The 14,886-nt window shown below is 58.4% G+C and carries 10 protein-coding genes, 1 tRNA gene and 4 other RNA genes; 8 read left to right on the top strand and 7 right to left on the bottom strand.

Features of this window, described 5'->3' with window-relative positions; genetic code table 11:
• The first annotated feature begins 25 nt into the window (after positions 1–25).
• From QFI97_RS12855 to QFI97_RS12835, 5 genes are all read left to right on the top strand, one after another.
• Positions 26–157: non-coding RNA, RtT sRNA (locus QFI97_RS12855), on the top strand.
• Positions 158–198: 41 nt separating this feature from the next.
• Positions 199–283: transfer RNA gene (locus tag QFI97_RS12850), tRNA-Tyr, on the top strand.
• A gap of 46 nt (positions 284–329) precedes the next feature.
• Positions 330–462: non-coding RNA, RtT sRNA (locus tag QFI97_RS12845), on the top strand.
• A 46-nt stretch (positions 463–508) separates the two neighbouring features.
• A non-coding RNA gene (locus QFI97_RS12840) (RtT sRNA) lies at positions 509–641 on the top strand.
• A 46-nt stretch (positions 642–687) separates the two neighbouring features.
• A non-coding RNA gene (locus QFI97_RS12835) (RtT sRNA) lies at positions 688–820 on the top strand.
• 30 nt (positions 821–850) lie between these two features.
• Here QFI97_RS12835 and QFI97_RS12830 read toward each other — a convergent pair.
• Positions 851–1,294, bottom strand: coding sequence for an Lrp/AsnC family transcriptional regulator (locus QFI97_RS12830; RefSeq protein ID WP_346431320.1), 444 nt, complete (start codon positions 1,292–1,294; stop codon positions 851–853).
• A 108-nt stretch (positions 1,295–1,402) separates the two neighbouring features.
• On the opposite strand from QFI97_RS12830, the gene QFI97_RS12825 reads away from it, so the two are divergent.
• Positions 1,403–2,299: a DMT family transporter gene (locus QFI97_RS12825; protein ID WP_346431319.1), complete on the top strand. Its 897-nt coding sequence runs from the start codon at positions 1,403–1,405 to the stop codon at positions 2,297–2,299.
• 17 nt (positions 2,300–2,316) lie between these two features.
• Here QFI97_RS12825 and narI read toward each other — a convergent pair whose 3' ends face one another.
• From narI to QFI97_RS12800, 5 genes are all read right to left on the bottom strand, one after another.
• Positions 2,317–2,994: a respiratory nitrate reductase subunit gamma gene (gene narI / locus QFI97_RS12820; protein ID WP_095102003.1), complete on the bottom strand. Its 678-nt coding sequence runs from the start codon at positions 2,992–2,994 to the stop codon at positions 2,317–2,319.
• On the bottom strand, positions 2,994–3,704 hold the full coding sequence (gene narJ, locus QFI97_RS12815) for a nitrate reductase molybdenum cofactor assembly chaperone (protein ID WP_346431318.1): 711 nt from the start codon (positions 3,702–3,704) through the stop codon (positions 2,994–2,996). Before narJ ends, narI begins: the two co-directional genes overlap by 1 nt.
• On the bottom strand, positions 3,701–5,239 hold the full coding sequence (narH, locus tag QFI97_RS12810) for a nitrate reductase subunit beta (RefSeq protein ID WP_095102000.1): 1,539 nt from the start codon (positions 5,237–5,239) through the stop codon (positions 3,701–3,703). Before narH ends, narJ begins: the two co-directional genes overlap by 4 nt.
• Positions 5,236–8,979 carry a nitrate reductase subunit alpha gene (locus QFI97_RS12805; RefSeq protein WP_346431317.1) on the bottom strand — a complete coding sequence of 1,248 codons (3,744 nt, stop codon included), beginning with the start codon at positions 8,977–8,979 and terminating at the stop codon, positions 5,236–5,238. Before QFI97_RS12805 ends, narH begins: the two co-directional genes overlap by 4 nt.
• 379 nt (positions 8,980–9,358) lie before the next feature.
• On the bottom strand, positions 9,359–10,750 hold the full coding sequence (locus QFI97_RS12800; RefSeq protein ID WP_095101996.1) for a NarK family nitrate/nitrite MFS transporter: 1,392 nt from the start codon (positions 10,748–10,750) through the stop codon (positions 9,359–9,361).
• A gap of 311 nt (positions 10,751–11,061) precedes the next feature.
• On the opposite strand from QFI97_RS12800, the gene narX reads away from it, so the two are divergent.
• Both narX and narL read left to right on the top strand, forming a co-directional pair.
• Positions 11,062–12,840: a nitrate/nitrite two-component system sensor histidine kinase NarX gene (narX, locus tag QFI97_RS12795; RefSeq protein WP_331834369.1), complete on the top strand. Its 1,779-nt coding sequence runs from the start codon at positions 11,062–11,064 to the stop codon at positions 12,838–12,840.
• Positions 12,841–12,849: 9 nt separating this feature from the next.
• Entirely contained in the window at positions 12,850–13,500 is a 651-nt protein-coding gene (narL, locus tag QFI97_RS12790) for a two-component system response regulator NarL (protein ID WP_041146087.1), read from the top strand.
• Here the strand turns inward: narL and QFI97_RS12785 are convergent.
• Positions 13,497–14,873, bottom strand: a complete 1,377-nt coding sequence (locus QFI97_RS12785; RefSeq protein ID WP_095101992.1) for a YchO/YchP family invasin — start codon at positions 14,871–14,873, stop codon at positions 13,497–13,499. The two genes, narL and QFI97_RS12785, sit on opposite strands and share 4 nt — an antisense overlap.
• Positions 14,874–14,886 lie beyond the last annotated feature (13 nt).

The following is a 14,886-nucleotide window of genomic DNA, read 5'->3' as shown; positions in this document are numbered from 1 at the left end:
TGGTAACCCCGGTAGGCCTTAGCGAGGTTTGCACTTATCGGGAAGGGTGAGAATCTTCGACCGAGGTTCGACTCGAGCGCAAGCGAGAGAACGTTGCTACAGGCAACGGCCCGAAGGGTGAGGAGCAAAGCGACGAATAATCCTTCCCCCACCACCATTATTCACTGTGCTGAATAACCTACAATTTGATTTACCCCTGGTGGGGTTCCCGAGCGGCCAAAGGGAGCAGACTGTAAATCTGCCGTCATCGACTTCGAAGGTTCGAATCCTTCCCCCACCACCATCACTGCCAGATATCTCATCACTCTCAAATAAACGCCAGCGTTGCACATTCTGCCCATGCGGGAAGGATGAGAAGCTTCGACCAAGGTTCGACCCGAGCGTCAGCGAGAGAACGTTGCCGCAGGCAACGGCCCGAAGGGTGAGCAGCTTCAGCTGCGAATAATCCTTCCCCCACCACCATCACTGCCAGATATCTCATCACTCCCAAATAAACGCCAGCGTTGCATATCCTACCCATGCGGGAAGGATGGGAAGCTTCGACCAAGGTTCGACCCGAGCGTCAGCGAGAGAACGTTGCCGCAGGCAACGGCCCGAAGGGTGAGCAGCTTCAGCTGCGAATAATCCTTCCCCCACCACCATCACTGCCAGACATCTCATCACTCCCAAATAAACGCCAGCGTTGCACATTCTACCCATGCGGGAAGGATGAGAAGCTTCGACCAAGGTTCGACCCGAGCGCCAGCGAGAGAACGTTGCCGCAGGCAACGGCCCGAAGGGTGAGCAGCTTCAGCTGCGAATAATCCTTCCCCCACCACCATCGCTTCCGGATATCTCGTCGCGCTAAAAGCTACATCGGCGGCAAACGGCGCGTCACCGGCGAGCTTTTTACTATTGAGGTGTTGCACTGGGCATGTTCTGCCAGGCCGTCCAGCAGGGTATCAAGCTGCGCAATATCCCGCACCGTCAGGCGCATGACGAAGCAATCTTCCCCCGTGACCTTGTCACATTCGATACATTCCGGCATCGCCTGAATATATTTATTAACCTTCTGCAGTAGCCCCGGCAAGGGCCTGACGCGGACCAGCGCCTGTAGGCCATATCCCAGCGCTGCCAGATTAATCCGGGCGCCATATCCCTGAATCACCCCGCGCTCTTCCAGGCGCTTTACCCGTTCGGCGGTACCTGGCGAGCTCAGCCCCACCCGGGCGCTCAGCACCTTTAGCGATATGCGCGCATCTTCCGCCAGGCAGGCCAGAATGGCGCGGTCGATATTATCAATTAAGTTTTCCACCGTTTTTACCTTATAAATAAAAGCAATACTCGTTTTTCACCTTATATCATGCATATCAACCTGTCATCTGATGAACGACAATAGCGATATGAAAACGGAGGTAGAAAAATGACACATACAGTGACGGGCGTCTGGCAAATGAGCCTGGCGATGATAATTTCGGGTTCGATTGGCGCATTCGTTTTACTCTCCGGTTTGCCGGTTATCGACGTTGTCTTCTGGCGTTGCCTGATTGGCGCGCTGACCCTGGCGGGCTTTATCTACCTCAGCCATCAGCCGTTCAGCCAGCTCACGCGCCTGACGCTGCTGCTGGCGATCCTCGGAGGCGTAGCCCTGGTCATTAACTGGCTGCTGCTTTTTGCCGCTTACGCCCGAATTTCTATTGGCATGGCCACCGTCGTTTATAACACCCAGCCGTTTATGCTGGTATTAATGGGGATGCTGGCAGGTGAGCGGGTTACGCTGATTAAATGGGGATGGCTGACGCTGGCCTTTTTCGGCGTGGTGATCCTGCTGTCCAGCGAGCTGATGCAGGCGCACGGCGGTCAGTTGGCTGCGGGCGTTGCACTGGCCCTTGGCGCCGCCTTTTTCTATGCGTTAACGGCGATAATCGCCCGTAAGCTGCGCCCGCTCCCGCCCCAGCACATTGCCTTTATTCAGGTCATCGTCGGGACAATTATGCTGCTGCCGCTGGTTCACGCCCCCGCTTTTATCGCGGCGCTCCCCTGGCGACATCTGCTAATTCTGGGCATCGTGCATACCGGCATCATGTACCAGCTGCTCTACAGTGCGATTCAGAAACTGCCGACGCCCGCGATCGGTTCGCTCTCCTTTATCTATCCGATTGTGGCGATCGTGGTCGATTATCTGGTCTTTAATCATGCGCTGGCGCCGGTGCAGCTGGCCGGAGGCGTGCTGATTCTGCTTGCGGCGGCGGGAAATAATCTGGGCTGGGGAGATGGGCTGGCGCTGGGCGACAAAAAACCCCGCCGAAGCGGGGTTTGATACGACCGATAGCGTCATTAGCGACGGGCGCGAACAATCTGATATTTGCGCGTCAGGTACTCTACCGGCGCGCTCCAGATATGCACCAGGCGGGAGAACGGGAACAGCAGGAACATCGTCATCCCCAGCACCAGGTGCAGGCGGAACACAAACGCCACGCCGTCCAGATGCTGTGAAGCGCCGCCGTGGAAGGTCACCACCGACTGCGCCCAGCCGACCAGCTTGAGCATTTCGCTCCCGTCCATATGCTGCGCCGAGAAAGGAATCGTCAGCAGGCCCAGCGCGCACTGAACCAGCAGCAGCGAGAGGATCAGGATATCTGCGCTAGTGGTGGTTGCGCGCACGCGCGGGCTGAACAGACGGCGCTTGAGCAGCAGCACGCCGCCGACCAGACACATCACGCCGCTGGCGCCGCCGGCAATCATCGCCATCTTCTGCTTCACGTCCATCGGCAGGAAGGACTCATACATCCAGTGCGGCGTCAGCATCCCGAGGAAGTGGCCGGCGAAAATACCGAGGATCCCGATATGGAACAGGTTAGACGCCAGGTTCATCCCCTTGCGATCCAGCATCTGGCTGGAAGAGGCCCGCCAGGTGTACTGACCATAGTCGTAACGCAGCCAGCTACCGATCAGAAATACCGAACCGGCAATGTACGGGTAGATGTCAAAGAAGAACATATTCAGGAAGTGCATTATTGCTGTCCTCCGTTAGAGATATCCAAATATTGCGGGGCCACAGCTCCGGCAAAACGACGCTGGTGAGCGGCAATTTCTGATTCGCCGCAGCCTTTATCGGCAAAGAATTTCACCTGCTCTTCTTCCCATACCGCGTCCAGCGCCTGCGGCGTATCGTCGCGGGCTTCATCGGCGATTTTTTCCGCGACTTTCTGGCTATCAACCCGGGTATCCGCCAGCTTCAGCAGCAGTTCGAACAGTACCGCATAACGGCTTTCGCGCTGCTGCAGGCGGGCGCTAAGCAGACCCAGAATCGGCGCCACGTCCTTCAGCCCGGCGATAGCTTCATCTTCCGGCAGCTGCGCCAGATACTCCAGGTACAGCGGCAGGTGGTCAGGAAGCTCACGGCTGTCGAGCTCCAGGCCATGACGCTCATATTGCGCCATCAGATCGACCATCGCCTGACCACGATCGCGGGACTCACCGTGAACATGTTCGAACAGCAGCAGCGACGTCGCCCGTCCGCGGTCAAATAGTTCGCTGTAATCAGACTGGGTATCCAGCACGTCCCGGGCGGTCAAATGGCGCAGGAAGTCGCCCAGCCTGCGGGCATCCTCCGCGGCGAATCTTTCCGATGACGCCAGCGCCTCCAGCATCTCCTGCTGATGCTGCCACAGGGCAGCGTCAGGATACTCAAGCAGGCGCGACACGATCACGAGTTCAATCATGGGTGCGGCTCCGTTTTGCTGGTCACGTCGATAGTGTCGATGCGGCGGCTATTGAACAGATTGAACTGGCTGTCCGAACCGTGGCAACCGTCGCCGAAGGTGAAGCCGCAGCCGCTTTTTTCCGGGAAGGCGTCGCGCGCCTGCTCGCGGTGGCTGCTCGGTACCACGAAACGGTCTTCGTAGTTGGCAATCGCCAGGTAGCGATACATCTCCTGCGCCTGGGCTTCGCTCAGACCCACTTCTTCCAGCGCGCGGGTATCCACTACGCCATCAACGCTTTCAGCGCGTTTAAAGTGACGCATCGCCAGCATGCGCTTCAGCGCCAGCAGCACCGGCTGGGTATCGCCTGCGGTCAGCAGGTTTGCCAGGTACTGAACCGGAATACGCAGGCTTTCCACGTCCGGCAGAATACCGTTGCTCCCCAGCTCGCCGGCATCCGCCGCGGACTGAATCGGTGACAGAGGCGGCACGTACCAGACCATCGGCAGCGTGCGGTATTCCGGATGCAGCGGCAGCGCCAGCTTCCAGTCCATCGCCATCTTGTAGACCGGCGACCTCTGGGCGGCGTCGATAACCCCCTGCGGTACGCCGTCTTTCAGCGCCTGCTCGATGACTTTCGGGTCATTCGGATCGAGGAAGACGTCCAGCTGACGCTGGTACAGATCTTTCTCGTTTTCGGTGCTCGCCGCGGTTTCAATCGCATCCGCGTCATACAGCAGTACGCCAAGGTAGCGGATACGGCCGACGCAGGTTTCTGAACACACGGTCGGCTGGCCCGCTTCGATGCGCGGGTAGCAGAAGATGCATTTCTCAGATTTACCGCTCTTCCAGTTGAAGTAGATCTTCTTGTACGGGCAGCCGGTGATACACATCCGCCAGCCGCGGCACTTGTCCTGGTCGATCAGCACGATGCCGTCTTCTTCACGCTTGTAGATAGCGCCGCTCGGACAGGTCGCCACGCACGCCGGGTTGAGGCAGTGCTCGCACAGACGCGGCAGATACATCATGAAGGTATTTTCGAACTGGCCGTACATCGCCTTCTGCATGTTCTCGAAGTTCTTATCTTTCGCCAGCTTCTCGAACTCACCGCCCAGATCGTCTTCCCAGTTCGGACCCTTGGTGATTTTAGCCATGCGCTGGCCGGTGATCAGCGAACGCGGACGAGCAATCGGCTGCGCTTTGCTATCAGCCGGCGCGTTATGCAGCGTCTGGTAGTCAAAATCAAACGGCTCGTAGTAGTCGTCGATACCCGGCAGATGCGGGTTAGCGAAGATTTTACCCAGCAGCATCGCGCGGTTGCCCATACGCGGCTGCAGTTTGCCGTTGATCTTACGAACCCAACCGCCCTTCCATTTTTCCTGGTTTTCCCAGTCGGTCGGGAAACCGACGCCCGGCTTGGTTTCAACGTTGTTGAACCACGCGTACTCGGTCCCTTCACGGCTGGTCCAGACGTTTTTACAGGTGACTGAGCAGGTATGACAGCCGATGCATTTATCGAGATTCAGCACCATGCCGACTTGTGAACGAATTTTCATTTTACGCTCTCCTGTACCTGGTCATTGCCTTCGCCATCCAGCCAGTTAATGTTCTTCATCTTACGTACAACCACAAACTCATCGCGGTTCGATCCGACGGTGCCATAGTAGTTAAAGCCGTATGCCAGGTGCGCATAGCCGCCGATCATATGCGTCGGTTTTGGCGTAATACGGGTCACCGAGTTGTGGATCCCGCCTCGCTGACCGGTAATTTCAGAACCCGGCAGGTTCATGATTCGTTCCTGCGCGTGGTACATCATGGTCATCCCGGCCGGCACGCGCTGGCTCACTACCGCACGCGCGGTCAGGGCGCCGTTGTTGTTGAAGACTTCAATCCAGTCGTTATCTTCAATGCCCATATCTTTGGCATCCGCTTCGCTCATCCACACGATGGGCCCGCCGCGACCGAGGGTCAGCATCAGCAGGTTGTCGCTGTAGGTCGAGTGAATGCCCCATTTCTGGTGCGGCGTCAGGAAGTTGAGCGCTTTCTCCGGGTTGCCGTTTGATTTCTTACCCATCACCGCTTTCACCGAGCGGGTATCGATCGGCGGACGGTACACCAGCAGGCTTTCACCAAAGTCACGCATCCACTGGTGGTCCTGATAGAGGGACTGACGACCCGAGAGCGTACGCCACGGGATCAGCTCATGAACGTTGGTGTAGCCGGCGTTATAGGAGACGTGCTCATCTTCCAGTCCTGACCAGGTCGGGCTGGAGATAATCTTGCGCGGCTGCGCCTGGATATCGCGGAAGCGAATTTTCTCGTCTTCTTTATTCAGCGCCAGGTGCGCGTGATCGCGACCGGTAAACTCGCTCAGCGCCGCCCAGGCTTTCACCGCCACCTGGCCGTTGGTTTCCGGCGCGAGGGTGAGGATCATCTCAGCCGCGTCAATCGCCGTATCCAGCATCGGCTGGCCTTTCGCCGGGCCATCGGCCTTGGTGTAGTTGAGCTTGCGCAGCAGATCCATCTCGCTCTGGGTGTTCCAGGCAATCCCCTTACCGCCGTTGCCGATTTTCTCCATCAGCGGGCCGATGGAGGTGAAGCGTTCCCAGGTTGCCGGATAGTCGCGCTCAACCGGAATGATGTGCGGCGCGGTTTTCCCTGGGATCAGGTCGCATTCGCCCTTTTTCCAGTCCTTCACGTCGAGCGGCTGCGCCAGTTCGGCGGCCGAATCGTGCTGGATTGGCAGGGTCACAATGTCGGTCTCTTTTCCGAGGTGCCCGACGCAGACTTCGGAGAATTTCTTCGCGATGCCTTTGTAGATCTCCCAGTCGCTTTTCGATTCCCAGGCCGGGTCGACGGCGGCAGAGAGCGGGTGAATAAACGGATGCATATCCGAAGTATTCATGTCATCTTTTTCGTACCAGGTCGCGGTCGGCAGCACGATGTCGGAGTACAGGCAGGTGCTCGACAGGCGGAAGTCCAGCGTTACCACCAGGTCCAGCTTGCCGTCGAGGCCGTTATCCTGCCATTCCACTTCTTCCGGCTTCACGCCGCCCTGTTTGCCCAGATCCATCCCCTGAATACCGTGCTCGGTACCGAGCAGGTACTTCAGCATATATTCATGACCTTTACCGGAAGAGCCCAGCAGGTTAGAACGCCAGATGAACAGGTTACGCGGGTGGTTTTTACCGTTTTCCGGCTGCTCCGCGGCAAAGCGGATGGAGCCCTCTTTCAGCGCCTTCACGGTGTAGTCAACCGGCGTCATACCGGCTTTCTTCGCCTCTTCGGCGATGCGCAGCGGGTTAGTTCCAAGCTGCGGCGCGGACGGCAGCCAGCCCATACGTTCGGCGCGCACGTTGAAGTCCAGCAGATGGCCGGTGTAGCGGGATTTATCCGCCAGCGGCGACAGCAGCTCCTGCGCGGTGACCGACTCGTAGCGCCACTGGCTGGAGTGGTTATAGAAGTAAGAGGTGCTGTTCATGTGACGTGCCGGACGCTGCCAGTCAAGGGCAAACGCCAGCGGCTGCCAGCCGGTCTGCGGACGCAGCTTTTCCTGACCCACGTAGTGCGCCCAGCCGCCGCCGCTCTGGCCGACGCAGCCGCAGAACACCAGCATGTTGATCAGGCCGCGATAGTTCATATCGAGGTGATACCAGTGGTTCAGACCCGCTCCGACGATGATCATCGAGCGGCCGTGCGTCTTATCGGCGTTATCGGCGAATTCACGGGCGGTACGAATAATGTTTGCCCGGGCAACGCCGGTAATTTTTTCAGCCCACGCCGGCGTGTACGCCTTGACGTCATCATAGCTTTTGGCGCAGTTTTCATCGTCCAGACCGCGCTCCAGGCCGTAGTTGGCCATAGTCAGGTCATAAACGGTGGTCACCAGAGCGGTCGTCCCATCCGCCAGCTGCAGGCGTTTTACCGGCAGCTTATGCAGCAGGATGTTTTCCAGCTCAACGCTGGTGAAGTGTTCGGTGCCTTCGCCGCCAAAGTACGGGAAGCCGACCTGCGCGATCTCATCCTGGCTGCCCAGCAGGCTCAGCTGCAGTTCAGTTTCTTCGCCGGATGTGCCATCGCGCTGTTCAAGGTTCCATTTGCCTTTTTCACCCCAGCGGAAGCCGATTGAACCGTTCGGCGCCACCATCTCACCGTTGGCGTTAATCGCCACGGTTTTCCATTGCGGGTTGTTTTCCTGGCCGAGAGAATCGACCAGATCGGCCGCGCGCAGCATACGGCCCGCCGCGTAGTAGCCGTCGCGCTCTTCCAGCATCACCAGCAGCGGCATGTCGGTGTAGCGACGGACGTAGTCGGTGAAGTACTGGCTCGGCTTGTCGAGATGGAACTCGCGCAGCATAACGTGGCCCATCGCCAGCGCCATCGCCGCATCGGTACCCTGCTTCGGCGCCAGCCACAGGTCGCACAGCTTGGCGATTTCGGCGTAGTCAGGCGTGATGGCAACGGTTTTGGTGCCTTTATAGCGGACTTCGGTAAAGAAGTGGGCGTCCGGGGTACGGGTCTGCGGAACGTTAGAACCCCAGGCAATAATGTAGCTCGAGTTGTACCAGTCGGCGGACTCCGGTACGTCGGTCTGCTCGCCCCAGGTCTGCGGAGACGCCGGCGGAAGGTCGCAGTACCAGTCGTAGAAGCTCAGGCAGGTGCCGCCAATTAGCGACAGGTAGCGCGCGCCGGAAGCGTAGGAGACCATCGACATCGCCGGGATCGGCGAGAAGCCCGCGACGCGGTCCGGGCCGTAGGTTTTGACGGTATAAACGTTGGACGCGGCAATCAGCTCATTCACTTCCTGCCAGGAGGAGCGTACGAAGCCGCCGCGGCCGCGCGCCTGCTTGAAGCTTTTGGCTTTATCAGCATCTTCAATAATCGAAGCCCAGGCCGCAACCGGATCGCTGTGCTGAACCTTAGCCTCACGCCACATTTTCATCAGGCGCTTACGCATCAGCGGATATTTCAGGCGGTTAGCGCTGTACAGGTACCAGGAGTAGCTGGCGCCGCGCGGGCAGCCGCGGGGCTCATGATTGGGCAAATCCGGGCGGGTACGCGGATAGTCCGTCTGCTGGGTTTCCCAGGTGACGAGGCCATTTTTGACATAAATTTTCCAGCTGCATGAGCCGGTGCAGTTTACACCGTGGGTGGAACGCACGATTTTGTCATGCTGCCAACGCTGGCGGTATCCATCCTCCCAGTCCCGGTTGGTGTGTAGAAGCTGGCCGTGCCCATCGGCAAAGGTCTCGCCCTTCTGTTTGAAGTAGCGAAACCGGTCCAGGAATTTACTCATGGGTTTCTCCTGTTTGGAGCCTGACGGCTCTCTGATAAATCGACATTGCTGGATTTGCAGCGAAGGTAACGCTATGAAAGAGGGAGAGAATTGATAACGATCAATGCGAAATGCCTTATAAACATCGCCCAAATCGCCAGCTACCACTTTGGTATTAGCTTTTTCTATTTTTTATCTAACTGTTTTATAAGGTTTTTAGTGGAAAAGTACGCCATTCGAAGCACGAGCATTATCCATATAGGTATTAAGGGGTAGACCGGACGACCGGAGACGGTTTTGCTGAATTTCTGCGCGCCGCCGCGCGACGGCAGCGGCAACGATTTGCGGGGTAAAAAAAGGCGCAAATCAGATTGCGCCTTTTGCCGGTAAACCGCGTCGCTTAGGACTTCTGCTTACGTCCGTAAACCAGCCAGGTAATGATTACGCAGGCCACGTAGAACACGAGGAAGACTTTCATCGCCCCCGCCGGAGAGCCGGTCAGATCCAAAGAGATACCGAACGCTTTCGGGATAAAGAAGCCGCCAATCGCACCGATCGCTGAGATAAAGCCCAGCGCCGCCGCCGTATCAGTCGCCGCTTCACGCATCGCCTGCGCTTCGCTACCGCCCTGCGCCTTCACCCGATCGGTGGTCATTTTACGGAAAATAACCGAAATCATCTGGAAGGTAGATGCACTCCCCAGCCCGGCGGTCAGGAACAGCACCATAAACACGCCGAAGAACGCGATAAAGCTACCGCCTTCACCGTGAGTCGGCAGCGTCAGGAACAGCAGGCCGCAGAAGATAGCCATCACCACGAAGTTGACCAGCGTGACGCGGGTCCCGCCCAGACGGTCAGAGATAGCCCCGCCGGTAGAGCGCGCCAGGGCGCCAATAAACGGCCCGAAGAAGGCGTAGTGCAGGATCTGCACGTCCGGGAACTGCGTTTTAGACAGCATCGCAAAACCGGCGGAGAAGCCGATAAACGAGCCGAAGGTCGCCAGGTACAGCAGCGCCATGATCCACAGATGCGCACGCTTGAGCACCGGCAGCTGCTCGCGCAGCGAGGCTTTCGAGGCCGACAGGTCGTTCATAAAGAACCATGCCGCCAGAGTCAGGACGACAAGGAACGGAACCCAAATCCAGGCCGCGTTTTCGAGATACAGAATTGAACCATCCGGCTGCTCGGTGCCGGTCCCGCCGAAGACGGCGAAAATAGACACAGACACCACCAGCGGCGCAACCAGCTGCATGACGCTGACGCCCATGTTGCCGAGACCGCCGTTAATACCCAGCGCCCCGCCCTGCTTCTGTTTCGGGAAGAAGAAGCTGATGTTCGCCATGCTGGAAGCAAAGTTTGCCCCGGCAAAACCGCACAGCAGGGAGATGATAACGAAGACGCTGAACGGCGTAGAGGTATCCTGCACCGCGAAGCCCAGCCAGACGCAAGGTACGATCATGATCCCGGTACTGAATGCCGTCCAACGGCGGCCGCCGAACAGCGGTACCATGAACGCATAAGGCACGCGCAGCAGCGCGCCAGACAGCGCCGGCAGCGCGGTCAGCATAAATAACTGATCGGTCCTAAACTGAAAGCCGACCTTATTCAGGTTAACGGCCACGGCACTGAACAACATCCAAACGCAAAACGCCAGCAAAAGACACGGCACGGAGATCCACAGGTTGCGGCTGGCGACACGGTGACCGCGCTGCTGCCAAAACTCAGGATCTTCCGGACGCCAGTCGGTGATGACCGAAGTGGTAGTCTTCTCCGGGAGGGAAGATTGACTCATATATACCTCTGATTATTCATATATCCCGCAGATACATTAGGGGTTACAGGCGGCAGTAAGTTGATATAAATCAAAGGAAAAGTTGTCACCAATTGGCTTAAAAAAAAATCATCCTCCGAAGGGGGTAGTTATTTTCGCTTAAAAAAGTGTGGTTTTTCACAAGGCTGCCAGCTTTGACCGATCCCCTCCTGGCAGACCACCTACCACCGACAATTAAGGGGTAATCCTTTATAGGTATGGGTATACTCCATCGGATATCCGAGAATAGGTCCCACTCCCGGATGGTTTGCCGGTCAGGAGCCACTCATTCTATGTTAAAACGTCTTTTTACCCCGCTCACGCTGGTGAATCAACTGGCGCTGATTGTCCTGCTTTCGACGGCCATTGGCGTCACCGGGATCGGCATATCCGCGCGGCTGGTGCACGGCGTCCAGGGCAGCGCGCACGCGATTAACAAAGCGGGCTCGCTGAGAATGCAGAGCTATCGCCTGCTGGCCGCGGTGCCGCTCAACGCGAGCGACAGCAGGCTGATCGACGAAATGACCGCCACCGTATTTAGCAAAGAGCTGCAGGACGCCGCCCTGCGTGACGGCCAGCAAAACCAGCTTAAAGCGCTACAGCACTACTGGCAGCAGGAGCTGGCGCCGGGGATGCGGCATGCGCAAAATCAGGCGACCGTCGCCACCGATGTCGCCAGCTTTGTCGACCGGATAGACCATCTGGTCACCGCCTTTGACCATACGACCGAACAGCGCATCAGGCACGTTGTCTGGATCCAGCGGATCTTAGGCTGCGGCATGGCGCTGCTGTTTTTGTTCACCATCGTCTGGCTGCGGGCGAGGCTGCTACGCCCGTGGAAACAGCTGCTGGAGATGGCCCGCGCGATCAGCCATCGCGACTTTACCCAGCGCGTGCACATCCGCGGACGCGATGAAATGGCCACCCTCGGGATGGCGCTGAACAACATGTCGGAAGAGCTGGCGGAAAGCTATTCCGTGCTCGAGCGGCGGGTGCAGGAAAAAACCGCGGGTCTGGAGCAGAAAAACGAAATCCTCGCTTTTTTGTGGCAGGCCAACCGCCGCCTGCACTCCAGCGCCCCGCTCTGCGAGCGAATCTCGCCGGTGCTCAACGGCCTGCAGGGGCTGACGCTGCTGCGCGATATTGAAGTCAGGGTCTATGACTTCGAAGATGAAGACAACCATCAGGAATTCGCCTGTCATTCAGATTTTCACTGCGATGATAAAGGCTGTTATTTATGTCCGCGCGATCTGCCGCCCCTGCCCGACGGCGGCGCAACGCTGAAGTGGCGGCTGTCTGATGCCCATAACCAGTACGGCATTCTGCTGGCCACCCTGCCGGTGGGCCGCCATCTGAGCCACGATCAGCAGCAGCTGGTGGATACCCTGGTCGAGCAGCTGACCTCGACGCTGGCGCTGGACAGGCATCAGGAGCATCAGCAGCAGCTGATCGTCATGGAGGAGCGCGCCACTATCGCTCGCGAACTGCATGACTCGATTGCCCAGTCGCTCTCCTGCATGAAGATGCAGGTCAGCTGTCTGCAGATGCAGGGAGAAAATTTACCGGAAGAGAGTCGCCAGCTGCTGGGCCAGATTCGTAATGAGCTGAATACCTCCTGGGCGCAGCTGCGCGAGCTGCTGACCACCTTCCGGCTACAGTTAACCGAACCGGGACTGCGTCCGGCGCTGGAAGCGAGCTGCCTGGAATATAGCGCCCATTTCGGCTTTACGGTAAGGCTGGACTACCAGCTGCCGCCGCGTTTCGTCCCCTCGCACCAGGCGATCCATGTGCTGCAAATCGCCCGCGAGGCGCTCAGTAATGCGTTGAAGCACGCCAAAGCGACGGAAGTCACCGTAACCGTGTCGCTGCGGGATAATCAGGTCAGGCTGGCGGTCGCGGATAATGGCCGCGGCGTACCCGACCATGCCGAACGTAGTAACCATTACGGTTTAATTATTATGCGGGATCGCGCCCAGAGTTTGCGCGGAGACTGCCAGGTACGCCGTCGCGAGACGGGCGGTACCGAAGTGGTCGTCACTTTTATCCCGGAAAAATCGTTTTCAATCCAATAGGAGAACCCCATGAGTCAACAGGAACGGGCAACCATCCTTCTCATTGACGATCACCCGATGCTGCGCACCGGCGTTAAACAGCTGGTTAGCATGGCATCCGACATCCAGGTGATCGGCGAAGCCAGTAACGGCGAACAAGGTATTGCGCTGGCGGAGTCGCTGGATCCAGACCTGATCCTGCTGGATCTCAACATGCCGGGCATGAACGGCCTGGAAACCCTCGATAAGCTGCGCGAGAAATCGCTCTCCGGCCGGGTGGTGGTATTCAGCGTCTCCAACCATGAAGAGGACGTGGTCACCGCCTTAAAACGCGGCGCTGACGGCTATCTGCTCAAGGACATGGAGCCGGAAGATCTGCTGAAAGCCCTGCAGCAGGCGGCTGCCGGCGAGATGGTGCTGAGCGAGGCGTTAACGCCGGTGCTGGCGGCCAGCCTGCGCGCCAACCGCGCCACCTCGGACCGCGATATCAGCCAGCTGACCCCGCGCGAGCGCGATATTCTCAAGCTTATCGCCCAGGGCCTGCCGAACAAAATGATCGCGCGCCGTCTGGAGATCACCGAAAGTACCGTCAAGGTACACGTTAAGCATATGCTGAAGAAAATGAAGCTGAAATCGCGCGTCGAAGCCGCGGTCTGGGTACACCAGGAGCGAGTTTTCTAGGGCAGTTCCCGCCAGGATACGCCTTGGGCCGAGAATTTTACCAGCGGCTCGGTCAGCGCCAGTGCGATCTCATTGGAAGAGACGCGCTGACCCGTTTTATCTTCTACCACCACCGACAGATGCCACAGGTTGGTCGCGCCCGGCTCACCGCTCCAGGCCGGCAAAATCACGCTCCAGCCGTCAGGGCTGCTAGCATCCACGGGCGATGTCAAACTCAGCAGCTGCGTATCCCCCTGCCATTTCAGCGATTTAATCCCATGCAGGCTACGAACCTGCAGCTTAAGCTGTACCGTTTCCCCGGACTGCAGATCCCACGGCGGCGTAGCCAGATAGGCCGACAGCGATTTGCGCTGACGATACTCAACCACCGGCAGATTATCGCGCTCCGGGCTGTCGTAGCGGCTGCCGCGCAGGGAGCGGCTGATCGCCACCTCGTCGGCCGCCAGCTGCTGTTTTAACGGCACGCCGAAGCGATAGTTCAGATTCAGCCCGACGTTGTTCTGACTGAGTCCGCTTTCGCCCTGCTTATGCTTTGCCGTAACCGTCACCAGCGGAACCGGGGTGTAGTTGAGCCCCACCGAGACCGCCACCGGATTATGGTAGCCGGTGCCCGAATGGAACAGATCAACGCTGTCGCCGAAATACTGCTCGACGCTGACGCTGGTATTAATATGCTGGTAAAAGGGCAGCCGCGCCTGGGCCGTAACGTCGTAGCCGCTTGCCATGCGCTGCTCCTGGGCCAGGCTCTCACCCTGCTGCCAGCCGCCCAGCGGATGGTAGTAATTAGCCGACAGGCGTATCGACTCTCCCCACGCCTCGGCCCCGATGCTGCCGCGCGCCAGGCTTTCATCCAGCACCTTATCGTAAAATGAGTTATAGCCCAGCAGCCATGTTCCGACCCGCCAGCGCTGCCCCAGGCCGATATTGCCCACCAGGCCGCTATCGCGCTGGGTCACCGCATACTGGTTCCAGGTGAGGAAGTCGCCGTTATCCTGCAGCGGCACAAACCAGCTGCCCTTGCTGCCGGTAAAGCGGCCCTCCTTATCCACCAGCAAATCAACGTTGGCGTTGCCCCACGGCGATAGCCAGCTTTCCAGCTGCTGGCTGACCTCGGTGCCAATCTTGCCGATCGCAAACATCCGCGCCTGCTCGCCGGTAGTAAGACCATTATCGCTCATGCTGGCCTCGCCGAACTTTTTCGCCATTTCGGCAAAATGCTGCGCATCTTCATCAAGCTGGGGAGCGATGCCAAGATCGGGCAGCGTCGTCTGTTTCTCGCTAAAAGCGTTGCTTCCCTGCAGGGCACAAACCGGTGCGCCGGCCAGCAGCAGGAGTACGGGGAGGAGTGGCGTAAGGCGGAATGGCAAAGGCATTAAACGGATGACA

Origin of the sequence: Klebsiella scottii (assembly GCF_036561945.1) — a bacterium.
In the GTDB taxonomy this organism is placed as follows: Bacteria; Pseudomonadota; Gammaproteobacteria; order Enterobacterales; family Enterobacteriaceae; genus Klebsiella; species Klebsiella scottii.
The sequence above is the reverse complement of the archived record's forward strand: the minus strand, read 5'-3'. Positions and strand labels throughout refer to the sequence as shown.